The sequence below is a fragment of the Hymenobacter sp. B1770 genome, assembly GCF_049896385.1.
Classification (GTDB): Bacteria; Bacteroidota; Bacteroidia; order Cytophagales; family Hymenobacteraceae; genus Hymenobacter.
Map to the genome: position 1 here is coordinate 537,833 of NZ_JAFCUF010000001.1, position 21,547 is coordinate 559,379.

Here is a 21,547-nt window from a genome sequence, read left to right on the forward strand (position 1 = left end):
GGAGCTAGTTACTAGCGCGGCAGGGTTCTGGCCAGATAGGAAACCCGAGCTTCCTGCAGCTGAGCTACCAAAGCTGCCCGCTGCTTCAGCAGCTCGGCGCCCACGGCCGGCGCGCGTCGGAAAAGGCGTAGCGCGCGCAGCCGCTCCAGGCGGGTGGCCAGGGTCTTCCAGTAGCTCAGGGCATAGAAGCCGGTGAGGGGCAGGCTGAGCACATAGAGGGCCGTCAGGCGCCAGTCGTGCGTGAGCCAGTGGTGCACCGCGGCGGCTTGCAGGGCATAGGCCAGCGGAAAGGTTATCATGCCCACCACCAGCATGATGGGGGCCACAAACTCTACTTCCTTGGTGGCGCGCCGGGCCACCCTAGCGGGCAGCGTGTAGGGCAGGTAATTGTTGAGCAACCCATACGCCCACACGGGAAACCCCAACACTAGGTTGAGCAACCCAGCAATGGCGCCGCGCCGCTGGCCTTCCAACGCTTCGTCGGTCAGGTGGTGTTGGCTCAGGGTGGCGCGGTAGGCTTGCAGCTGCTGGCGCATGGCCACCAGCCGGGCGGGGGCGTATTGCTCAAACCAAGCCAGGGCTTGCAGCAGGGTTTGGCTCAGCTGGAAGTTGTCGTAGAGTGTGTCCGGGTCGTCGTTGGGATTGAGGTGGTCACCAAAGGTTCGCTCTATCTGCTGCACGAAGTCGTCTTCGGCGGCGTCACGCGTGATGACCAAGCGGCGCTCCAGCGCTTCGCGAATGGTTTCGGTGAGCTGGTCGGCCGCCGCTTCGGGGTCGAGGGCGTAGAGGTCGGCATAGTCGGCTACCACAATGGGCGGGGCTACGTTCAAGAGCACGTCGGAACGGAAGCGCGTGGGGTCGAAGTAGTTAATGGCAATGGGCACCACCCGCAGCCCCAGCCTGAACTGGTGCCGGGCTTCGGCCCCTAGCGCAATGCGGGCTGCGCCGGTTTTGAGCGGCCGCAGCCGGCGTTCGCTCACGCTGGTCCCCTCCGGAAAAATCATGATGGTGCCGCCCTGGCCCAGGTAATCGTAGCAGCGCCCGAAGCTGGCCTCGTTCTGGGCCCCGAGCTGCTGGGGGGTGTTGTCCCTACCCTCCGCATCCTGGCGCCGGTAAATGGGGATGGAGTTGCCCGACTCGAGAATGGCTCGCGTGATGGGGTTGTTGAAGAATGTGCTTTTGGCCAAAAACGCTACGGGCTGGCGGCTGTGAATGCCCACCAGCAGCGGGTCCATCAGGGTGTTGGGGTGGTTGCCGGCAAACAGCAGCGGCCCCGGCAGGGCCAGCCAGTCGCGGTGCCGAACCTCAATGCACCGAAAAAATACCCGCAGGGCCACCTGCATCACGGGCTTAATGAGGGTGTAAAAGAGCATGGGCCGGAAGAAATTGGGGCAGCGAAGGTAAGGGCAGCACCGGTCCTGCGGCGCTCGCCTTTCGCAGCAAAAAAAACGCCGCCAGCCCGGGGGCATGGCGGCGGTTAATACGCGGTTGCAACTGCAAGTAGGGTGCTAGCGCTTGGATTTCTCGCGTGCTTTGGTACGCTTCTCAGCGGCTTTAGCCTTCTCCTCAGCAATCTTTTCCTTGGCTTTGGCTTTGCGAGCGGCTTCCTCTTCCATCTTCTTGCGCTTGCCGGGATACTTAAGGTCAAAAGTTTTGATTTTGAGCAAGCTGTCGGCTTCCACAATTGACCGGCGGGAGGTAACGCGGCCGGTGAGCGACACTTGGTCGCCTTCGGTCATTTGGGTAGTGGTGCCGTCGGTGGCGGTCACGAGGCCGGTGGTGGTAATCGTGGTGCCGTTCACCAGCTTCTTGTCAGCTGTGAGGGGGTTGGTAATGCCCAGCTCGGTGAGTACCACCCGGCCATTTTGCATAGTCAGGCCGTCTTTCAACCCAACGCCATTCGCTGCCATTCGCGGCCTTGGGGCTACGGCGCCGGGGCGGCGTGCGGGTACCCGGGTCTGAGCTTGAGCTACAGCGCCGGTCAGGAGCGCTACCATCAAAATGAGGTTAAAAGCGAATCGAGAAGTCATGGGGAATAGGGAGTAGATTAAAGTAACTGAGGTAAGAATTATAGTAAGTCTTAATGACAGCGCAAGTTATCGCTTTAAGTGCATTAATTAACACTGCGTTAATGCGGTGGGCTTTGCAAAATCGGGGCCAGTTTTTTGCAACGCCCACACCCTTAACTTTTCAGTGTGTCTTTCGTTCAATCAGAAACGCCAAAATTTGGGTGTTAACGCCGCATTCCGCACCTTATAACCTGGCTGAGAAGTAACTTGGATTCGGCCCCGGCCCCGTCCAACAATTTTCGCTGCCACCGCTATGGGAAAAGATAACGGCTGAGCTAACGCCCTTTTGTGAAAGAAGCCCTGGCCAGGAAGCCTAGGCCAGCTTCTTTGGAACCCGGTTCTATTAGTAAACCCCATGCGTGGAATGCGTGCCGAATTGCCTGGGTCAGGCGCTGGCCAGTGGGTTGCCGCTTAATGGATTAACTAACCCTTCAACTCCGTGGATTACAAAGACTATTATAAAGTATTGGGGGTCGAGAAAACGGCCACGCCCGAGCAAATCAAGAAGGCGTACCGCAAGCTGGCCCGCCAGCATCACCCCGATGTGAACCCGAACGACAAGGGTGCCGAGCAAAAATTTAAAGAACTGAACGAGGCACATGAGGTGCTCAGCGACCCCGAGAAGCGGAAGAAGTACGACCAGTTTGGAGCCGACTGGCAGCGCTACCAGCAGCAGCCGCAAGGTGCCGGCCGCCCTGGCCAGCCCGGCGGGGGCTTCGACTGGGGCCAGTACAGCCAGGGCGGGGGATTTGGTGAAGGCGGCCAGTTTGAGGCAGGGGAGGACTTTTCCGATTTTTTCGGCTCCCTCTTCGGCAACATGGGAGGGCGGCGCGCCGGTGGCAACCGCCCCGGTGCCGGTGCCGACTTCCAAGCCGAGCTGGAGCTAACCCTGGAGGAAGCCTACCACGGCGGCCTGCGCACCATCACGGTGAACGGTAAAAACCTGCGCCTTAACATTCAGCCCGGCGTGGCCGATGGGCAAACCATCCGGCTGCGCGACCAGGGCAGCCCCGGCCGCAACGGCGGTCCCAGCGGCTCCCTGCTCATCACCTTTCGCATTCAGCCCGACGCCCGCTACGCCCGCACCGGCGACGACCTCACCCAGGACGTGCCCGTGAGTATTTATAAGGCCCTGCTGGGCGGCGAGCAAACCGTGGAAACGCTTAGTGGCCCCGTCAAAATCAAGTTAAAGCCCGAAACCCAGAACGGCACCCGCCTGCGCCTGCGCGGCAAAGGTTTCCCCGTGTACAAGAAGGCCGGACAGTTCGGCGACCTCTACCTGCGGCTTACCCTGACGCTGCCCCAAAACCTGACTGCCCAGGAAAAAGAGCTGATTCAGCAATTGGCCGCGCTCCGCCCCGAAGAATAACTTATTGTTTCGATGCCATGGAAACGCATATTCTTACCCTCACCTATCAGGAGTGCTCAGCCCAATTTGGCTTGAGTGCCGCCGAGTTGCACGACTTCCTGCAAGCTGGCTTGCTGCGCCCGGCCCCAGTGCCCGATGCCGTCATCATCGACGAGCCCGACGACCTGCCCCGCCTGGCCCGCTTGCACCACGAACTGGGCTTGGCGCCGGAGGCGCTGGACATCATCTTGGCTATGCGCCAGCAACTGGTGCGCTTGCAAGCCACGCTGGAGTACGAAAAGGCACGCGCCCGGCAACTGGAAAATTTCTTGCGCGGCGCCGGGCCGCTGGAAGAAGCGTGAACAGCTGAACAGAGGGCATAAGGGTTGGTTACACTTCAATTCGGCTGCTTGAACACCTGCGGAGCGAACCAGTAACAGAATGAACAATATGCTGAGAAAGCCTTGCGCGATAAATTTTCAGCATAAGGTGCATTACACTCCCGCTATCGGAATAATGGTGGTTTTTGGGCTTCCCCCCTGTTAAGAGCATTTTGGCACTTCGAAGAGGGCAAGGTTTCAATTCGAAGTTTACGAAACTCATTCATATGGAGCATTTCGTAAACTTTGAATCGTAGACGGGTTTCTTAAACTCAGCCTGCGCTACAGGGGCCATTTGCCACCTAGTGTCGAACTGATGCCTGCCGTTCACTGAAAGGAGCGTTATTTTGTTCAGTCAAAAGCAGTTCATGATTCCGCTTATAATCCACCAGCCCGCGCCTTGCCACGAAAGCTGGGAGGCCATGACGCCCACCGAGATGGGCCGGCTCTGCGCCGCCTGCCACACGCAAGTCGTCGACTTCACCAGCATGAGCGACGAGGAAGTGGTGGCCTTTGTGCGCCACACCACCCCCGGCAGCCGGTGCGGTCGGTTTCGGGAAGACCAGGTGGGACGGCCGTTGCGTGCGGCCGTAACGCCCGTGAGCGGATGGCGGCGGTGGGCTGGGGCGGCGGTGCTGCTGCTTGGGCCGGTATTCGGCCTGAAGGCGCGCGCGCAGGGGCAGGAGTCGAACACCCAGGCACTGGCTCCGGCGATGGACGCCGACAGTTTGTTGCTCGTGGAAGGGGTGGTGCGCAATCGGTGGGGCGCGCGCACGGAAGGGGTGTGGGTGCGGATGGGAAGCCTTCGGGACACAACCGACGCCCGCGGTTACTTCAGGTTGCTGCTCCCCAAATGCCGCCTGGGAACCGTGCACACCATCGTCCTGAACTACCACAACCCGCGCCACGACGAGCGCCGCCTGGCGGCGAGGGTGCCATTCGACCCCGCCCGTATCAAGCCCTATCACATCACGCTGAAGAAAGCGCCCGTCATCCGGAATCCGGGATTCTACTAGGCACCGCCGCTAACCACAGTTTAAGAAAAGGGTCAATTTGCTTGGCAGGTGGGTGCTATGCTGTAGTGGCACCCTTGCGCCTTGCTGTTGCTGTTACCGTGGCGGCGAGTGGGCCTGTAGGGCGGCCAGAAAGCCTGCCAGCGTCAGGGTACAAGGCACTTGGTATGGGTCGTCGTGCATCATGGTGTCCCAGAGTTCGACAGCGCCCTCGGGGTAGCGGATAATCAGCCGATACACGTTGTATTCCGCCTCAAACGCCGGCTGCTTTTCTGCTTGGGCCACGCCAATCTCCCCGAGCAACTTCTGTTTGGCTAACGCGCTGGACACTTCCATCTCGAAGAAAGAAGTCAGATCGGCGTATACCATAGTTCAAGAATACGGTGGTTTGAATGGGATTTAAGCCATTTGTAGGCGGCATACGACCCTCTAAAACATGTAAAGCAACAATGATTCTGTGCTGAATATTAATCCTCAACCCCACCTGTTAAGCTCCTCACGCTACCGCCAGGGCCAGCATCAGTCCGCCCAGTGTAGCGCCCAGCTTGGGCCAGTTGAGCCGGTGCTCGGGGCTGGTTTCGAAGAGGATGGTGGTAGAAACGTGCAAGAAATTGCCCGCCACCAAGCCCAGCAGGGCCGCATACAGTCCGCCGCTCAACAGCTTCGACAGCACCACGTAGTTGCTGAACACGATGCCCATCGGCGAAGCCAGGGCAAACACCAGTAGCCACAGCCACACCCGCCGAAAGCTGCCCAGCCGCAGCCGCAGCAGCGTAGCCAGCGCAAAAGCCGCCGGTACGTGGTGCAGCGCCACGCCCACCACAATAGCGTAGAAATTCTGGCTCATTTGTCCCACTTCCGGCGCGTGCACTAGGATGCTGCCTTCCAGAAAGGAATGCACCACCAGCGCCGCCAGTAGTAAAAACGGCACCCTACTGCCGGCATCGTGGGGACTGTGGGCCGCTTCGTGGTGCACGTGTCCGTGCTCCACCCCCTGTGAGAGAACTTCCAGCAGCAGTTGCCCAAAAAAGCCGGCCAGCACCCAGTAGCCCACCCGCTCGGGGTGAGCGGGCAGCATTTGCAGCGCCTCGGGCAGAATATGGGTGACCGTGAGCGTGAACAGGTACGCCCCGCTGAAAGCCAGCAGCGGCTTTAGCCATTGGCTGCCCCGCGCCACCGGCACCCAAGCCGCCGCGGCACCCGCCCCCAGCACCGTCAGCAGCAGCAGAAAAATAGCAAACCCCATGCAGGAAGAAATGAGCAATGAGGAATGGGGAATGAAAGGCGCAGGAGCCAGCCACAACGGCAGATTCCTCTTGCTTCATCCCTCATTCCCCATTCAAAAGCAGCGGCAGCTTTGCGACCGCCGACCGGCGGGCAAAGCTGCCACTCAAACGAGTATTACGGCAATGCCAGCGACTTAGCGCTGTATCTGGTGGCCGCTGGCCGCCGTGTCGGCCTGGGTCGACTTGCCGGCGTCGTTCATTTTGCCACGCTTGCGCTGGCCTTCCTCGGCGTTCGCCGAAATGGCCGACTCAGCTTTCGGAGCCGGACGCTGGTCCAGGTCGGCCGCCGAGCTAATGGGCTTGGTGATGGCGCCGCCTTTGGCTTGGTTGGGGGCGTACTCGGTGTTTTGGTCGAAGTTGTCGGAGACACGGGTGCCAGGCGCAATCATGTCCAGCGATACTTTGTCGTCGGGCCGCCAGTCGGAAGGCTCGCTGCTGCAGGACGACAGGGCCAGAGAAGCAGTGGCCAGGGCCAGCAACAAGGTGTGGGTCAATTTCATCAGAAAAAAATTAGCAGGGGTTGTAGTTCAGACAAAAACGGCGCGCAAGCTTATACGGTTGTGGCGCCGGCTTCGGTGGGCAAAAGGTTTTTGCGTCGCAGCAGGGCTTCGAACAGCTTCAGGTCGTTGGGCGAGTTGAAGATGCGCAGGGGCAAATGTAAAAACACTGGCACATCGAAGGTGCGGGCCAGCCACATGCGCCAAGGCGCCAGGCCCTCGGGCGGGGTGCCGGGCTTCAGGTAAAGCAGGTACGCGTCGGAGTCGCGGCGGGCGCGGCCAATCATGTCCCAGGTCAGTTGCATAGCTTTTTCGGGGCCCGCGCGCATCAACAGCTGCTTCTGGTCCATCTCAAAGTTCATGCGCTCAAACAGGGGCTTGCTTTGCTCCATTTGGGTCACGCCAGTTATCTGGGCCGAGCGGAACAGCACAAACAGCACCGTGAGTACTACCGCCAGCACCAGCCACCACCACGAATGCACGAAAATGGCCGGCAGCAAGCCCAGCGCAAATGGAATCAAGGCGTACACCCAGTCCTTTTTCCATACCTCGGCCATGGCCAGACGGGTGTAGGTATTGGTGTCAAACTGCGTCTTCTTGGTGCGAATAGCCAGCGGCGAAGCCTGCTGGGCCTGGCGGAAGCCGCCGCCTCCGCCCCGTTGGTTGGGTTGGTTCACGTTAATTCAGATGTGTAAAATGTGGGAATGTGCTGAATGTGAAAAATGGAAAAGTATGAGAGATAAAAACAGCACGGCCAAGTGCTAAAACAGTCAAAGCGGTTAGGCCGATGCATTCTCACATTTTCACATTAAACGCATGCTTGCATTAGATTTTTAGTACGCTTTCAAGCTCAAGTCCAAGCTCTTCACCGAATGAGTGAGAGCCCCTACTGAAATATAGTCGACGCCGGTGCTGGCTACCCGGGCAATGGTTTGCTCGGTGATGCCGCCGCTGGCTTCGGTGGGGTAGCGGCCGTCGACGAGGGCCACGGCCTCGCGCAACAGGTTGGTGTCCATGTTGTCGAGCATGATGCGGTTAATGCCGCCGGCATCCAGCGCCTGCTGCACCTCGTCGAGGGAGCGGGTTTCGATTTCAATGGGTAGCTGCCGGCCGGTGCTGGCCAGGTAAGCTTGGCTGGCGGCGATGGCCTGGGCCACGCCCCCGGCATAGTCCACGTGGTTGTCCTTCAGAATTATCATGTCGAACAGCCCGTAGCGATGATTGACGCCGCCTCCGATGAGCACGGCCCACTTCTCGCAGATGCGGAAATTGGGCGTGGTCTTGCGGGTGTCGAGCAGTTTGGCCTTGGTGCCGGCCAGCAGCGTGTTGAGTTGGGCGGTGTAGGTGGCAATGCCACTCATGCGCTGCATGCAGTTGAGCACCAAGCGCTCGGCGGTGAGGATGCTGCGGGCCGGGCCTTCTACGGTGAAGGCGATGTCGCCGTGCCGCACCGGCGTACCGTCAGTTAGCAGCACGTTCATGGTCAGCGCCGGGTCAACCTCCTTGAAAATGAGCGGAGCCAGCGCTACGCCGGCCAGAATGCCTTCGCCCTTCACCAGCAGGTGAGCCCGGTTGCGGGCATCGGCGGGAATGGAGGACAGGGCCGAATGGTCGCCGTCGCCCACATCCTCGGCCAGGGCCGTGCGGATAAAGGTGGTCAGCGCTTTGGGGGTAAGATAGGAAGGGGTGGGAGTTTGCACAGGACAAAGGTACGGCCCCTGCCTCTGCGAATAAAACCGTACCGTAATCCTTATCTAAACCAGATACGTTGGGCCGAGGCCCATGGCCCGTCATACTTCGTCTGGCATCCGCTTGTCGAGACCTCTCTACCGCTTCGCCTGTCATGCTGAGTCTGCTCATGACCAAGGGCACAAAAAAAGCCCCGGCCTTGCGAGCCGGGGCTTTCCAAAATCCGATTCGAAATTATTCTTTCGTAAAGTCCAGCGTGTCAATCTGCGGATCTCCTTTAGAAGGCTTGAGCTTCACAAATACCCGGTACACGCCGTTGCGGCCCGTGTAGCGGCCAATGGCGTACTGAATGCCTTCCTGGCTTTTGCCTTGGTGAATGAACTCGAAGCTGCTGGGCGTATTCTTGGCGAAGAAGTCTTTCACAACAATCTCGGCCTGCGTGGCGTTGTAGCTCTTTTTGTCGCCGTCGAAGCCAACTTCAACGGTGGGAGCCAGGTATTGCGACAGCTCCCGTGAGGAGCCGCTGCGCAGGGCCGAGCGAACGGCACCAAGGTCATCGGCCTGGGCGTTGGCCACTACCGTGCCGGACAGGAATAGCCAACTAAAAAATAGCGTCCTAAAGAAATAGCTTTTCATTATTTGAGATATAAGTGCGTCATCCGCGTCGGGGTTAGAGCTAAAATAGTGCCAGGAAGTAAGACCCGCTTTTTTTCTATTCAGTAGATTTTAACCGAAAGATATAGGAGTTAAAGGCGTCGCGAAGGTAGATAATTCCAACCCATGGACAGGTCCGCCGTATCTTTGCGGCATGAATAAACAGGTTTTGTTGGTGATTCTGGACGGGTGGGGCATTCCTCAGAATACAACGGTGTCGGCAGTAGACGCGGCTAATACGCCTTTTTACCACGAGCTGTTGCAGCGTTTTCCGCACAGCCGACTGCAGGCTTCGGGCGAAGCAGTTGGGCTGCCCGACGGGCAGATGGGCAACTCCGAAGTAGGCCACATGAACATTGGGGCCGGCCGCGTGGTGAATCAGGAATTGGTGCGCATTGGCAAGTCTATTCGCGAGCGCAAGCTGGGGCAGATGCCCGCGCTGGTGAAGGCGTTTGAGTACGCCATTGCCAACGACAAGCCGCTGCACCTCATCGGGCTGCTTTCGGACGGCGGCGTGCACTCGCACATCGACCACGTGAAGGCCTTGTGCACCATTGCTCACGAAGCCGGCGTGCGCCGCGTGTTTGTGCACGCCTTCACCGATGGCCGCGACACCGACCCCAAGAGCGGCGTGCGCTACGTGAACGAGCTGGAGCAGTCGCTGGAGCGCAGCGGCGCGCGCATTGCCTCGGTAGTGGGCCGCTACTACGCCATGGACCGCGACCGCCGCTGGGAACGGGTGAAAGTGGCCTACGACCTGCTGGTGCACGGCGTTGGCACCCGCTCGCAAAACCTGATTCAAACCATCCAGGAACAGTACCGGGAGGACGTGACCGACGAATTCCTGAAGTCCATCGTAAAGATTGGCGCCGACGGCCAGCCCCTGGCCACCATTCAGGAGGGCGACGTGGTACTGTGCTTTAACTTCCGCACCGACCGGGGCCGCGAAATCACGGAGGTGCTCACCCAGCAGGACATGCACGCCTTCCAGATGTCGCGCCTGAATCTGCACTACCTGACCCTGACCAACTACGACGACTCGTTTGTGGGGGTGACCCCGGTGTTCGAAACCGACAACCTTAACAACACCTTGGGCGAGGTGCTGGCCGCCCACGGCAAAACCCAGATTCGCATTGCCGAAACCGAGAAGTACCCGCACGTGACGTTCTTCTTCTCGGGCGGCCGCGAGAATGCTTTTGAGGGGGAAACGCGCATCATGTGTCCCTCGCCCAAAGTAGCTACTTACGACCTAAAGCCCGAAATGAGTGCCGCCGACTTGGTGGAGGCATTGGTGCCGCAGTTGCAAGCTCGGGCTGCCGACTTTGTGGTGCTCAATTTTGCCAACCCCGACATGGTGGGCCACACCGGCGTGTTCGAAGCCGTGGTGAAGGCCGTGGAAACCACCGATGCCTGCGCCCGCGCAGTGGTGCAAGCCGCGGTGTCGGCCAACTACGCCTGCATCATCATCGCCGACCACGGCAATGCCGAGTTCATGCGCAACGCTGATGGCTCGCCCAACACCGCGCACACCACCAACCTGGTGCCCTGCATCCTGGTCGACAACGACTACGTGGGGACCCTGGCCGATGGCAAGCTCGGCGACCTGGCCCCCACCATTCTGGAGCTGATGGGCCTGCCCCAGCCTCTGGAAATGACTGGCCAGAGCCTGCTACGCCCCGCTGCTTCCACCATGCTGAATGCGTAGGCGCGTGGTCGGCCACAAGGGAATTGCGGGCTTGGGCCTGGCCCAGTGGCCGTGGCTGGCGGCAGCTGTGCTGCTGGCGGGCTGCGGCGACGCCAGCCCCGCCGCCCCGGCGGCCCGCCGTCCACTTTATTTCGACGTGAAAGGCCTGATGACGCAGCAGGTGGAGCAGCTGGCCCAACGCCAAGCTGCCGTCACCAAGCAAGTGAGCCTGCGCGGGAACGCCACCGAAACCGTGCGCGTGCCCGCCGTGAAATGGACCGATGAGCTGCAGATTTTCTATCAGGCCGACATCAACAAAGCCGCCTTGCGCGGTGCTTACGCCGTAGATTCGGTGGTGCTGCCCGGCGGACTCCTGCGCCGGACCTACACCCGCTTGCCCGGCCAGCCCAACGCTCCCGTTTCGACCCTAACCGTAGTTCAGCAAGGCCCCGTGGCCCAAGAGATAGCGGCCACTATTGTGCAAAGCAACGCGCTGTTTTCAGCCCAGAAGCAGCTACGCCTTGAGCTTCAGAATGGCAAGCTGAGCCGCTATGAAGTAATTGGAACCCAGAAGCTGGTGCTGTTCGATACGCTGCATTACGCCGCCGCCGGCCAAGTAGAATAACTTCACAGCAGCGCCAAGCCACTTAAGCTGTGCTACCGGGTCCGTCTACTTGTTGTGTTCGTAGGCGCCCAGGCTGGGGGTGTTCATCTTGCGCAGCAGGTTGCGCAAGTCCCGGGGAGGAACGGTACCGGCCGCCGGGCGCCGCGGCGCCGTAGCTGGGGAGTTGTCCTGCAGGGTATAGTCCGGATTGGTAAACGACGTGCGCTTAAAAAGCGGCTCGGTGTTGATGAGGTTTACGCCAGCCGCCCCAATAACGGCGGGCGTGGTGGCGTACTCCTTGGTGCGCAGCAGGGAGTTGCGGATGCTGAGCGCAGCATACTCCGGATGGTTCTTAACGAACAATTCGTCTTCGAGCGAGCCCCAGACAATGGAGTTGCGCAGGTTCAGGGTGAGGGGGCGCTTAACCTGGGGATTCACGGCGTCCTCGTTGGTGAAGGTGAGCGAAGCCGTTTCGCGCCGAAAGGAGGGGGTGAAGTTGGCGAAGGTGCAAAAGTTGAAGTTGTAAATCCCGCCGCCAACGCCCAGCACGGCAAACTCCCCGCAGTTGGTGAAGAGGCAGTTGGTAGCCGTCACGGTGCCCGAGAAGCTCATGATGCCGCCGCCCGAGGAAGCATTGGCGTTGGCGAAGGAAACATTGGACCCGGAAATATTCCGGACAACACTATTCTCCATTGTCAGGTCGGGGCGGCGCGCGGTGGGGTTGTCGGGGCTAATCAGGAGCGCGCCAAATGTGGCATTTTTGATTTCAGCGTAGCGAATGCGGTTATCCTTGCTGGTTCCAGTGAACACGATGCCGCCCCACTGCCCGGGTACTTCGGCGTAATAGGGTTCCAGTCGGTCGCCTTGGAAACGCACAATATTGGCGTTGTTGGCCTTCACCGTATCGGTAGGCACAAAGGCCGCAGGCTCGGTCAAGTCGTTTACCAACAAGGTCCCGTTTACCTGCAGGTAGGCCCCGGCATGCAGGTAGATGCGGGCACCTTTGGGAATGCGCAACGTCGCATTCTGGGCCACTACCACGCCCACTTGGTAGACTTGCCCACCCGCGGCGTAGTTGCTGTTGATAATGACGTGCGGCTTGTCGGTGGGCCAAGTGGTATCGGTGTTAATAAAATCGGCCCGGTGGAAATAAGCGTTCTGGCCGTAGGCTACCAGCCGCACCACCTGCTCGTTGCCATTGGTGCGGAAGCGCAGGTCATCGGTCACGAGAAACTGCTTGGCCGTGGTGGCCTGGCCGTTGTCGCCGAGCACGGCCCGCACCAGCACCAGCAGGCTGTCGCGGCCCCGAATGGTCACGTCCTGGGCCGAAGGCCGGGCATCACCGTTGATAATCACCGAAAACGGCGTGCCCGCCGCGCCGGCCAGGCTAATGTCGGTCTTCACCGCGCCGCGGTTACGATTGTACACCCACAGCCGCTTCGTCACCGTTTTAATGGTGGTAAACACAGTGTCGAAAAGCACTGTATCTGTCCGGAACTCCGACCTGAATTCGAGGCTGCCGCTGGTCTGTACCAGATTTTCCTTCGGTTCGCAGCCGGGCAGGAGCGTAAGCAAGCAGCTGAGAACGAAAAGTAATGGGCAGAGGTAGCGCATGCAGGAACAGTAGTCGGTCAACTCCCCTCCTTACCAAGGAGGGGACGCGGCCGCAAAGCGGACGCTGGGGTGGTTGTGGGCGTTGAATTTAGAGGTGAACGACCAATGGGGCCCGAAAGTATTCGAATGCTCGGAAGGGGAAACCAGAGTGTGCAATGCGCGGAAACCGTTCAACGCCCCAACCACCCCAGCGTTTGCTTCGCGTCCGCGTCCCCTCCTTGGTAAGGAGGGGAGTTGGCTGTTTTACTTTACTTCGCCACGCCCTCCTGCAGGCGCTCAGCGCTTTCCGCGATGCGGAGCTGCTCTACAAAGTCGTCGATGTTGCCTTCCATCACGCTGGACAGATTGTACACGGTGTAGCCGATGCGGTGGTCGGTCACGCGGCCCTGCGGGTAGTTGTAGGTGCGGATTTTGTCGCTGCGGTCACCGCCGCCTATCATGCTCTTTCGCACGAGCCCGTCGGCTTCGTTTTTCTTGGCCAGCTCCATATCGTACACGCGGGAGCGGAGCACGGCCAGGGCCTTGTCGAAATTTTTGAGCTGCGATTTCTGGTCCTGGCATTGAGCCACCAGGCCAGAGGGCAAGTGGGTGAGGCGCACGGCCGAGTAAGTGGTGTTTACGGACTGTCCGCCGGGGCCGCTGGAGCAGAAATAATCCTTGCGGATGTCGCTCATGTTCAGCTCCACGTCAAATTCCTCCACTTCGGGAATCACCACAATGGATGCCACGCTGGTGTGGATGCGGCCCTGGGTTTCAGTGGCCGGCACGCGCTGCACGCGGTGCACGCCGCTTTCAAACTTGAGCTTGCCGTATACGTCTTCGCCGCGCACGGCCACGATGATTTCCTTGTAGCCGCCGGCAGTGCCTTCCATGGCATCGATGAGCTCCATTTTCCAGTTCTGCTTTTCGGCGAAGCGCATGTACATGCGCTGCAGGTCGCCGGCAAAAATGGCCGCTTCGTCGCCGCCCGCGCCCGCCCGGATTTCCATGATGACGTCTTTCGAGTCGTTCGGGTCCTTGGGCAGCAGCAGGTCTTTGATAACGTCTTCCAAGCGTTCCTGCTCGGGCAGCAGCTCGTCAAGCTCGTCCTTGGCCATCTGGCGGAAGTCTTCGTCTTTCTCGGTAGATATCACCTGACGGGCATTCTCAATGTTGCTGAGCACGCCCTGGTAGTTGCGGTACTCGGCCACAATCTTGCCCAGCTCCTTGTACTCTTTGTTGAGCGCCTTGTAACGTTTCAAGTCCGACATAACGTCGGGCTGCATCAACTCCTCGTTCACGTTATTGTAGCGCTGGCTGATGGCTTCTAGTTTATCTAGCATCGGGTGTTCGGTATTTAGTCTTTAGCATACAAAGGTACTGAATCTAAACACCGCTATTTAGATGGTTGGTTCGCAGTGGGTGGGCTTGTAAGCTCGGAGCAGGGGAGTGGTGGGCACAAAAGGCCAAATGGGTGCGGGAAATAGGGCTGTAGGCGTTACATTGCGCCTGTCTGTTTGCACAACACCGACGCCGGAAGCTGGCTTAACAAGCCGTGCTGCCCCGATTTCTGGTTTGCCAACCGGCTTTTTTTATGCGTTTCGGTTCGCCGTGCGCTGCTCTTCTCCTTCTGGTTTCGCCATTCCCACCCAAGCGGTACCCCCAACTCAACCAGAAACTGTGATGCAAGTATTGAAATTTGGAGGCACGTCGGTGGCCTCCGCTGAAAACATTCGGAAGTCAATTGCCATCGTAGCTGCCGCCGCGGCCCAAGGGCCAGTCGTAATGGTAGTATCGGCCCTGGGTGGCACCACCGATACCTTGATTAGCGTGGGCCGCACCGCTGCCCAAGCCGACGGCTCCTACCGCGATACCCTGGCCCAACTGGCCGAGCGGCACCACACCGCTGCCTTGGAAATGCTGGTAAATGGTGAGCAGGAGGCTGGGGTAGAATTGATTGGAAGACACTTTGCCGAAGTGGGCCGGCTTTGCGATGGCATCTTTGCTTTGGGGGAGTTATCGACCCGCACCCTCGATAAACTTATGGGCTATGGCGAACTGCTGTCGTCGTGCCTGATAGCGGCCGCCGCTCAAGCCCAAGGCCTGGATGCCGTATGGGTGGATGCCCGGCAACTCATTCGCACCAATTCCCGCTTCGGTATGGCCGAGGTAAACATGGCGGCTACCGAGCGTCAGGTTGCTTTTTTGAAAGCTAAAACGGAGCAAAAAGTCTGGGTAGTGCCCGGCTTCATTGCCGCCGATGCCGAGGGCACCACCACCACGCTGGGCCGTGGCGGCTCCGACTACACCGCTGCGCTGCTGGCAGCGGCGTTGCACGCCGACAAGCTTGAAATCTGGACCGACGTGAGCGGGATGATGACCGCCGACCCGCGCCTGGTGCGCGGCGCCCGGCCCATTGCGCGCATTTCCTACCAGGAAGCCATGGAGCTGTCGCACTTTGGCGCCAAGGTGCTGTACCCGCCCACCATTCAACCGGTGATGAAGCGCGGCATTCCGCTCTGGATTAAAAACACCTTCGCCCCCGACGACTACGGCACCCTGGTGGAAGTAGAGCCGCCCCACACGGCGGCCTTCGTGCAGGGCATCTCCAGCATCGGCAACCTCACGCTGCTCAACCTGGAAGGCAGTGGCATGGTGGGCATTCCGGGGTTTTCGATGCGACTGTTTGCCGCCCTGGCCCGGGAGCGGATTAACGTGGTGCTCATCACCCAAAGCTCGTCGGAGCATTCGATTTGCGTGGGCGTAAACGAGGCTGACACTGCGCCAGCCCAGGTGGCAGTAGACGAGGAATTTGCCGTCGAAATTGCGGCCGGCCGCATTGAACCGCTGCGGCCCGAGCGCGGGCTGGCCATTGTGGCGCTGGTGGGCGAAAACATGAAGGACCACCCCGGCATCAGCGGCAAGCTGTTTGGGGCGCTGGGCCAGAACGGCGTGAACATCCGGGCCATTGCGCAGGGGGCTTCCGAGAAGAATATTTCCACGGTAATTCGGGCCGCCGATGTGCGCAAAGCCATCAACGTGTTGCACGAGGCCTTTTTTGAGGCGACTTACAAGCAGGTGAACCTGTTCATTCTGGGGCCCGGCAACGTGGGCAGCAAGCTGCTGGAGCAGCTGGCCAAGCAACAAGCCCACCTGCTCGAAAACATGGGCCTGCAGGTGCGGGTGGTGGCCATTGCTAGCAGCCGCCACTGCGTGGTGAACGAGCAGGGCCTGGACCTCACGGCTTGGCCCGAAGAGCTGGCCGAGGCCCCCGCCCAAAGCTTGGAGGAGTTCACCCAGCTCATCATCGGGCGCAACCTGCGCAACTCCATTTTTGTGGACGTGACGGCCAACCCGGCCGCTGCCCGGTGCTACTCTGCTTTGCTGGAAAAAAGCGTTGCCGTAGTGGCCTGCAACAAAGTGGCCGCGTCATCGGACTACGCCAGCTACGCCCGCCTCAAAAACCTTTCCAAGGAATTCAACGCCAGCTTTCTCTTCGAAACCAACGTGGGCGCCGGCCTGCCCGTCATTGGCACGCTGAACGACCTCACGCGCAGCGGCGACGTGGTGCGGCGCATGCAGGCCGTGCTCTCGGGCACGCTCAACTTCGTGTTCAACAACTACGACGGCAGCCGCCCCTTTGCCGACGTGGTGCGCCAGGCCCAGGCCGAAGGTTACACTGAGCCCGACCCACGCCTCGACCTGAGCGGCAGCGACGTGGCCCGCAAAATTCTGATTCTGGCCCGCGAAGCCGGCCAAGTGATGGAAATGAGCGACATTGAAATCGATACCTTCCTGCCGCCCGCCTGCCTGGAAGGCGACGTAGAAGCGTTCTATACCCAAATGGCGGCACACGAAGCGCACTTCCGCGCGCTGTACGATGCGGCCACGGCGGCGGGCACGCGCCTTAAGTTTGTGGCCCGCTACGCCGATGGGCACGCGGCCGTGGGCCTGCAGCAAATCCCGCCCGGCCACGATTTGTATGACCTGCGCGGCAAAGACAACGTGGTGCTGTTCTACACCGACCGGTACGTGGAGCAGCCCCTGGTGGTGAAAGGTGCCGGGGCCGGGGCCGAGGTCACGGCCTCGGGCGTGTTTGCCGATATAGTGCGGGCCGCGCGGCTGTAGTGCGGTCGTATCCGGAGGGACTTTTAGTCCGCGTATAAGCAGCTTTTGTTCGATTCTTTATTGATTTCCTTGTTTACTCGCGGACTGAAAGTCCGCGCTACTATGCCTGATTCCGTTCTCGTTCACTCGCCCGCTACACTTTCTAACCTGGGCTGCGGCTTTGATGTATTTGGCCTGGCCCTGGCTGCTCCCTACGACACCATCCGCATCCGCCGCACTGCCGAGCTGGGGGTGCGCATTCGGCACCTCGACGGGTATAACCTGACCACTGACCCGGCCCGTAACGTGGCAGGGGTAGCGGTGCAAGCGCTGTTGCGCGAAGTGGCGGAGCCAGTGGGGTTTGAGATTGAAATCACCAAGGGCATCAAGCCGGGCAGCGGGGTGGGCAGCAGCGCGGCCAGTGCAGTAGGGGCCGTAGTGGGCGCCAATGCCTTGCTGGGGAGCCGTTTCACCAAAATGCAGCTGGTGGATTTTGCCATGGCCGGCGAGATGGTGGCCTCCGGCGCCCGCCACGCAGACAACATCGCGCCCGCCATTTTTGGCGGGTTCACCGTGGTACGGGCCCTAGAGCCGGCCATTGATATCCTGGCTTTGCCGGCGCCGCCCCTGTGGGTGGCTGTGGTGCACCCCCAGATTGAGGTGAAAACCAGCGACTCACGCAAGGTGCTCCCGCCTGCTGTGCCCCTGGCCCTGGCCGTGCGGCAGTGGGCCAACGTGGCCGGGCTCGTAGCCGGTTTCCTGACGGCCGACTACGGCCTGATTGGCCGCTCGATGGATGACTATATCGTGGAGCCGGCGCGCCTGCCGCTCATTCCCGGGCTCGTCGAAGCCCGGAAGCGTGCCTTGGCAGCCGGCGCCATTGGGGGCGGCATTTCGGGTTCGGGGCCATCTATTTTCATGCTGAATAAAACAGAAGCCGTTGCCCAAGCCGTAGGCGTGGCGATGGGTAGTGTTTTTGCCGAACTTGGGATTGAATTTAATACCTACATAGGGGCCGTGGCTACCGAAGGAGCGAAGGTTGTTTCGAAAGCATAAAAAGCTTAATAGCCCGTTGCAAGTTTTTATAGAACGTCATGACGAGATAGAATGTCATGTCGAGCGCAGCCGAGACATCTCGCTCGTTTCGTTGCACGATTGGGTTAGTGCCCCGAGCGAGATGTCTCGACTACGCTCAACATGACGTTCCTTTTGCTCACTGCTCACTGCTCACTGCTCACTGCTCACCGTAACTGCCTAAATGAAATACTACAGCCTCCGTCACCAGTCGCCACCGGTTGATTTTCGTGCTGCCACCGTTACCGGCCAGGCACCGGACGGCGGCCTGTACTTTCCCGAAACCATCCCCCGGTTTCAGCCGGGCTTTCTGCGGGAGCTACGCAGCCTGAGCAAGGCCACTGTGGCCCTGAACGTGATGCGGCCCTACGTGGGCACTACCATACCGGAAAGCGACTTGCAGCGCATCTGCGCCGAGGCCGTGGACTTTGAGTTTCCGCTGGTGCCAATGGCGGCAGGCATATCGGCGCTGGAGCTATTCCACGGGCCTACGCTGGCGTTTAAGGACGTGGGGGCACGGTTTATGAGCCGCTGCCTGGGGCACTTTGCCCAGCAGGGCGACACCCCGCCCGTGACGGTGCTGGTGGCTACTTCCGGTGATACGGGTGGAGCCGTAGCCAGCGGATTTCTGGGGGTGCCCGGCGTGGAAGTGGTGATACTATACCCCTCGGGCAAGGTGAGCCCGGTGCAGGAGCAGCAGCTCACCACCCTGGGTCAGAACATTACGGCTCTGGAAGTGAGCGGCACTTTCGACGACTGCCAGGCCATGGTGAAACAGGCGTTTCAGGACCGGGAACTGGCGCAGCGGCGCTTCCTTACCTCGGCCAACTCCATCAACGTGGCGCGCTGGCTGCCGCAGCAGATTTACTATTGCTTTGCCTGGCAGCAGTGGCCCGCCGAGGCGCCCGCGCCGGTGGTAGCGGTGCCGAGCGGCAATTTTGGCAACCTGTGCGCCGGGCTGCTGGCGCAGGCGTCGGGGTTGCCGCTGGGGCACTTCATTGCTGCCTGCAACGCCAACGACCCCGTGCCGGTGTACCTCCGCACGGGCAACTACTTGCCGCGGCCGGCTGTGCCTACCTTCTCCAATGCCATGGACGTGGGCAACCCCAGCAACTTCGTGCGCATTCTCGAACTCTTCAAAAACGACCTAACCAAGCTGCGGGCCACCCTCAGCGCTGCTACCGTGACTGATGAGGATACCGTGGCGGCCATCCGGGAGGTGTGGGCCGCTGAAGAGTACTTGCTGGAGCCTCACGCTGCCGTGGCCCACACGGCGTTGCGCCGCTACCAGGCCCAGCACCCGGCTGCCAAAGGACTAATTTTGGCCACGGCTCACCCGGTTAAGTTTCCCGACGTGGTAGAGCCTATTCTCGGGAAGCCCATTCCGTTGCCGGAGGCGGTGGCGCAACTGCAAAATCGTCCGAAACGAAGTGTGCCTTTGGCGGTTGATTACGAACAGCTAAAAGCCTTCCTGATGAAATAGGAACGGGCCGCTGTACGTTTGAGGTTAGTACTGCATGCTCCCATTGATGTTCAACAGCATTTTTCGCCCACTTCCTGCCTCCGGTGCCGCCAAGCGCGCTGCCACGCATTTTTGCCTTGTGGCGGCTGCGGCCTTGGCCGCCACCGCTTGCCGACCTGACCAGGTTGAACATCTTAAAGACACCAAGCGCATCGGCATCGAAACGGCCAACTGGGAAGTAAAGCGCATCATGCCCAAAGACCTGCTCAAGGCCACGCGCTGGGCCGGCGATTCGCTCACGGCCACGGCCGACACGCTCCTGCGCCGCACGCTTGCTCGCGAGCTGGCTGCGGGCGGGGTTACCCAGGCCGCAGCCTTCTGCCGGCCCGAAACCTATCGAATTGTCGACTCCCTGGCGGGCGCGATGAAAGCAACGCCCCGCCGCGTGAGTGCCCGGCCGCGCAACCCCGAGCACCGGGCCACCCTAGCAGCCGAGCAGCTGCGCACCGATACCACGCGCACCATCACCCGCGAGTCGCAGGAGGTGTTTTTTTACCAACGGCCCATTGTGCTGAACAATGCGCTGTGCCTGCGCTGCCACGGCGAAGTGGGCAAAGACGTTGCCGCGGCCGAGTACGCTTTCCTCAAAAAGCAATTCCCGCAGGATGAGGTCACCGGCTATCGCCTGGGCCAGCAAATGGGCGCCTGGCAGGTGAGCCTGCGCCGCGACGGCGTGGCTGGATTCTGGACCATGAAGACGCGCAAGAAATGGAAGCCGCACAAGTTTTGAATTGCGCATTCCCAAAGCCCGGCAGGCTCTAACTTAGCGCAAATTCTATCCATTCCTAAATATGCGCATTATTGCTCTTTCGGCTTTCTGTTTGCTGTCCTGCTTGGCCGCCAGCCAAGCCCCGGCCCAAACAACGGCCACGGCTTCGCTGGACACCTACGTGCGCGTGGTGGCTGGCGACAGCCTCAACTTTTTTTATGAGACGGACTATGGCATGGCCCAACCAGCCTGCGCCTGCATTCGCCGCCAAACGCGGCTCGACGGCACAGGTTCGTTCCACGGCGCTTTCCGCGATGCCCGCTGGCCCACCGACTCGGTGCAGCTGACCGGGCGCTACCAGCACGGCCAGAAAGAGGGATTGTTCACGCATTACCACCGCAATGGCAAGATGGAAGCCCAAGGCCAGTACCTGGGTAACCGGCGCAGCGGCGAGTGGAAGTTCTGGTATGCTTCGGGCCAGCCAGCTGAGGTGCTGAGCTACGGCACCAACGCGCAGCCCGAAGTGCGCGCGGCCTGGACCGCCGACGGCCAGCCCGTGGTGGTGAATGGCAACGGCCAGTGGAAGCGCCAGCTGAATGGCGGCGCCACTCAGTTCAGCGGCCCCGTTATCGATGGCCGCCCCACCGGCACTTGGCAGTTGGTTTCGCCCAAATTCACTTCGAAAGTGCTGCTCACCGAAACCTACGGGCCATCCGGCGCCGTGGTGGCAGGCGTGGAACACATCGTTGCCAGCGGCCGCACCGAAAAATACAAGGGGGTGTCGCGGGTGGTGGCCAGCCAAGAGCAGACTTTCGAAGCGGCAGAAACATTCCGGCTACGGCAGCCGTGCCAGTTCGTGGCAGCAGCGGCGTCGGTGCCAGCCGTTACTTCGTCGTTCAAGCAGGCATTTTACCGCGGTGGAGCCTCAGCGTATTCCGAGCTGATGTGGCTGCGGATACGTCCCATCATCGAAAACCCAGACCGCAACGGCGTCAGCCCGCTGACCACCTATCGGGGGACGCTGCGGTTTAAGGTGCGGCTCGACGCCAAAGGCAATTGGCAGAACGAGCCCAGCCAGCCCGAAGGCACCAACCTCGAAGCGGCCCGGCAGATGCTGGGCATCATGCGCAACCTGCCCCGCTGGCAGCCTGCACATCAAGACGGGCAACCCGTGGAAAGCACCGCCACAGTAGAGTTTACTGTAGGACTTGACCGGTACTCGCTAATCATCCAACCTGGCTATAATGCCAGTCCGCCGGCGACGGTTAGCGTTAGCCGGCCCTAGCCAGCCCAACCTTTCCGGCCGAAATCGTATTTG

General features: G+C 60.4%; 20 protein-coding genes. 10 read left to right on the forward strand and 10 right to left on the reverse strand.

What is annotated here, in order from left to right:
* Positions 1-11: 11 nt before the first annotated feature.
* A complete protein-coding gene (locus ACP7AJ_RS02185; RefSeq protein WP_426058543.1) occupies positions 12-1,373 on the reverse strand; it encodes a lysophospholipid acyltransferase family protein in 1,362 nt (453 codons plus the stop codon).
* A 135-nt stretch (positions 1,374-1,508) separates the two neighbouring features.
* Positions 1,509-2,030, reverse strand: coding sequence for a DUF6799 domain-containing protein (locus tag ACP7AJ_RS02190; protein ID WP_426058544.1), 522 nt, complete (start codon positions 2,028-2,030; stop codon positions 1,509-1,511).
* A 478-nt stretch (positions 2,031-2,508) separates the two neighbouring features.
* On the opposite strand from ACP7AJ_RS02190, the gene ACP7AJ_RS02195 reads away from it, so the two are divergent.
* The 3 genes from ACP7AJ_RS02195 to ACP7AJ_RS02205 all read left to right on the forward strand — a co-directional run bounded on the left by ACP7AJ_RS02195 (position 2,509) and on the right by ACP7AJ_RS02205 (position 4,813).
* On the forward strand, positions 2,509-3,438 hold the full coding sequence (locus ACP7AJ_RS02195; RefSeq protein ID WP_426058545.1) for a DnaJ C-terminal domain-containing protein: 930 nt from the start codon (positions 2,509-2,511) through the stop codon (positions 3,436-3,438).
* Positions 3,439-3,455: 17 nt separating this feature from the next.
* Complete coding sequence (locus ACP7AJ_RS02200) at positions 3,456-3,779, forward strand: hypothetical protein (protein WP_426058546.1); 324 nt, start codon at positions 3,456-3,458, stop codon at positions 3,777-3,779.
* 440 nt (positions 3,780-4,219) lie between these two features.
* Positions 4,220-4,813, forward strand: a complete 594-nt coding sequence (locus tag ACP7AJ_RS02205; RefSeq protein WP_426058547.1) for a hypothetical protein — start codon at positions 4,220-4,222, stop codon at positions 4,811-4,813.
* Positions 4,814-4,906: 93 nt separating this feature from the next.
* Here the strand turns inward: ACP7AJ_RS02205 and ACP7AJ_RS02210 are convergent, their stop codons facing one another.
* The 6 genes from ACP7AJ_RS02210 to ACP7AJ_RS02235 all read right to left on the reverse strand — a co-directional run bounded on the left by ACP7AJ_RS02210 (position 4,907) and on the right by ACP7AJ_RS02235 (position 8,918).
* Entirely contained in the window at positions 4,907-5,179 is a 273-nt protein-coding gene (locus ACP7AJ_RS02210) for a hypothetical protein (RefSeq protein ID WP_426058548.1), read from the reverse strand.
* Between the two features lie 127 nt (positions 5,180-5,306).
* Positions 5,307-6,056, reverse strand: coding sequence for a ZIP family metal transporter (locus tag ACP7AJ_RS02215; RefSeq protein WP_426058549.1), 750 nt, complete (start codon positions 6,054-6,056; stop codon positions 5,307-5,309).
* Positions 6,057-6,230: 174 nt separating this feature from the next.
* Positions 6,231-6,596, reverse strand: coding sequence for a hypothetical protein (locus ACP7AJ_RS02220; RefSeq protein ID WP_426058550.1), 366 nt, complete (start codon positions 6,594-6,596; stop codon positions 6,231-6,233).
* A gap of 50 nt (positions 6,597-6,646) precedes the next feature.
* On the reverse strand, positions 6,647-7,270 hold the full coding sequence (locus tag ACP7AJ_RS02225) for a hypothetical protein (protein ID WP_426058551.1): 624 nt from the start codon (positions 7,268-7,270) through the stop codon (positions 6,647-6,649).
* 156 nt (positions 7,271-7,426) lie between these two features.
* Positions 7,427-8,293 (reverse strand): carboxylating nicotinate-nucleotide diphosphorylase, encoded by an 867-nt coding sequence (nadC, locus tag ACP7AJ_RS02230; RefSeq protein ID WP_426058552.1) that lies wholly within the window; start codon positions 8,291-8,293, stop codon positions 7,427-7,429.
* A 223-nt stretch (positions 8,294-8,516) separates the two neighbouring features.
* Positions 8,517-8,918 (reverse strand): DUF4783 domain-containing protein, encoded by a 402-nt coding sequence (locus ACP7AJ_RS02235; RefSeq protein WP_426058553.1) that lies wholly within the window; start codon positions 8,916-8,918, stop codon positions 8,517-8,519.
* A gap of 172 nt (positions 8,919-9,090) precedes the next feature.
* Between ACP7AJ_RS02235 and gpmI the strand changes: the two genes are divergently transcribed.
* Together gpmI and ACP7AJ_RS02245 are read left to right on the forward strand one after the other, a co-directional pair.
* Positions 9,091-10,641 (forward strand): 2,3-bisphosphoglycerate-independent phosphoglycerate mutase, encoded by a 1,551-nt coding sequence (gene gpmI / locus ACP7AJ_RS02240; RefSeq protein ID WP_426058554.1) that lies wholly within the window; start codon positions 9,091-9,093, stop codon positions 10,639-10,641.
* Positions 10,634-11,245 carry a hypothetical protein gene (locus ACP7AJ_RS02245; protein WP_426058555.1) on the forward strand — a complete coding sequence of 204 codons (612 nt, stop codon included), beginning with the start codon at positions 10,634-10,636 and terminating at the stop codon, positions 11,243-11,245. Before gpmI ends, ACP7AJ_RS02245 begins: the two co-directional genes overlap by 8 nt.
* Before the next feature lie 45 nt (positions 11,246-11,290).
* On the opposite strand, the gene ACP7AJ_RS02250 is transcribed toward ACP7AJ_RS02245, so the two are convergent.
* Complete coding sequence (locus tag ACP7AJ_RS02250; RefSeq protein ID WP_426058556.1) at positions 11,291-12,799, reverse strand: hypothetical protein; 1,509 nt, start codon at positions 12,797-12,799, stop codon at positions 11,291-11,293.
* 287 nt (positions 12,800-13,086) lie between these two features.
* Entirely contained in the window at positions 13,087-14,160 is a 1,074-nt protein-coding gene (gene prfA, locus ACP7AJ_RS02255; RefSeq protein ID WP_426058557.1) for a peptide chain release factor 1, read from the reverse strand.
* A gap of 340 nt (positions 14,161-14,500) precedes the next feature.
* Here prfA and thrA point away from each other — a divergent pair, with 340 nt between their 5' ends.
* The 5 genes from thrA (at position 14,501) to ACP7AJ_RS02280 (ending at position 21,514) form a co-directional block, all read left to right on the forward strand.
* The gene (gene thrA / locus ACP7AJ_RS02260; RefSeq protein WP_426058558.1) at positions 14,501-16,945 is read left to right on the forward strand and encodes a bifunctional aspartate kinase/homoserine dehydrogenase I; all 2,445 of its coding nucleotides are present in this window, start codon (positions 14,501-14,503) and stop codon (positions 16,943-16,945) included.
* 102 nt (positions 16,946-17,047) lie between these two features.
* Positions 17,048-17,980: a homoserine kinase gene (locus ACP7AJ_RS02265; protein WP_426058559.1), complete on the forward strand. Its 933-nt coding sequence runs from the start codon at positions 17,048-17,050 to the stop codon at positions 17,978-17,980.
* Positions 17,981-18,182: 202 nt separating this feature from the next.
* Complete coding sequence (gene thrC, locus ACP7AJ_RS02270) at positions 18,183-19,481, forward strand: threonine synthase (protein WP_426058560.1); 1,299 nt, start codon at positions 18,183-18,185, stop codon at positions 19,479-19,481.
* A gap of 46 nt (positions 19,482-19,527) precedes the next feature.
* Positions 19,528-20,250, forward strand: a complete 723-nt coding sequence (locus tag ACP7AJ_RS02275) for a c-type heme family protein (protein WP_426058561.1) — start codon at positions 19,528-19,530, stop codon at positions 20,248-20,250.
* A gap of 61 nt (positions 20,251-20,311) precedes the next feature.
* Positions 20,312-21,514 carry a toxin-antitoxin system YwqK family antitoxin gene (locus ACP7AJ_RS02280; RefSeq protein ID WP_426058562.1) on the forward strand — a complete coding sequence of 401 codons (1,203 nt, stop codon included), beginning with the start codon at positions 20,312-20,314 and terminating at the stop codon, positions 21,512-21,514.
* The last annotated feature ends 33 nt before the right edge of the window (positions 21,515-21,547 follow it).

Excerpts from the sequence above, each read along its gene's own strand:
- ACP7AJ_RS02185 (WP_426058543.1), bottom strand. The coding sequence starts at position 1,373 with ATGCTCTTTTACACCCTCATTAAGCCCGTGATGCAGGTGGCCCTGCGG.
- ACP7AJ_RS02190 (WP_426058544.1), bottom strand. The coding sequence starts at position 2,030 with ATGACTTCTCGATTCGCTTTTAACCTCATTTTGATGGTAGCGCTCCTG.
- ACP7AJ_RS02200 (WP_426058546.1), top strand. The coding sequence starts at position 3,456 with ATGGAAACGCATATTCTTACCCTCACCTATCAGGAGTGCTCAGCCCAA.
- ACP7AJ_RS02205 (WP_426058547.1), top strand. The coding sequence starts at position 4,220 with ATGACGCCCACCGAGATGGGCCGGCTCTGCGCCGCCTGCCACACGCAA.
- ACP7AJ_RS02210 (WP_426058548.1), bottom strand. The coding sequence starts at position 5,179 with ATGGTATACGCCGATCTGACTTCTTTCTTCGAGATGGAAGTGTCCAGC.
- ACP7AJ_RS02215 (WP_426058549.1), bottom strand. The coding sequence starts at position 6,056 with ATGGGGTTTGCTATTTTTCTGCTGCTGCTGACGGTGCTGGGGGCGGGT.
- ACP7AJ_RS02220 (WP_426058550.1), bottom strand. The coding sequence starts at position 6,596 with ATGAAATTGACCCACACCTTGTTGCTGGCCCTGGCCACTGCTTCTCTG.
- ACP7AJ_RS02235 (WP_426058553.1), bottom strand. The coding sequence starts at position 8,918 with ATGAAAAGCTATTTCTTTAGGACGCTATTTTTTAGTTGGCTATTCCTG.
- gpmI (WP_426058554.1), top strand. The coding sequence starts at position 9,091 with ATGAATAAACAGGTTTTGTTGGTGATTCTGGACGGGTGGGGCATTCCT.
- ACP7AJ_RS02245 (WP_426058555.1), top strand. The coding sequence starts at position 10,634 with ATGCGTAGGCGCGTGGTCGGCCACAAGGGAATTGCGGGCTTGGGCCTG.
- prfA (WP_426058557.1), bottom strand. The coding sequence starts at position 14,160 with ATGCTAGATAAACTAGAAGCCATCAGCCAGCGCTACAATAACGTGAAC.
- thrA (WP_426058558.1), top strand. The coding sequence starts at position 14,501 with ATGCAAGTATTGAAATTTGGAGGCACGTCGGTGGCCTCCGCTGAAAAC.
- ACP7AJ_RS02265 (WP_426058559.1), top strand. The coding sequence starts at position 17,048 with ATGCCTGATTCCGTTCTCGTTCACTCGCCCGCTACACTTTCTAACCTG.
- thrC (WP_426058560.1), top strand. The coding sequence starts at position 18,183 with ATGAAATACTACAGCCTCCGTCACCAGTCGCCACCGGTTGATTTTCGT.
- ACP7AJ_RS02275 (WP_426058561.1), top strand. The coding sequence starts at position 19,528 with ATGTTCAACAGCATTTTTCGCCCACTTCCTGCCTCCGGTGCCGCCAAG.
- ACP7AJ_RS02280 (WP_426058562.1), top strand. The coding sequence starts at position 20,312 with ATGCGCATTATTGCTCTTTCGGCTTTCTGTTTGCTGTCCTGCTTGGCC.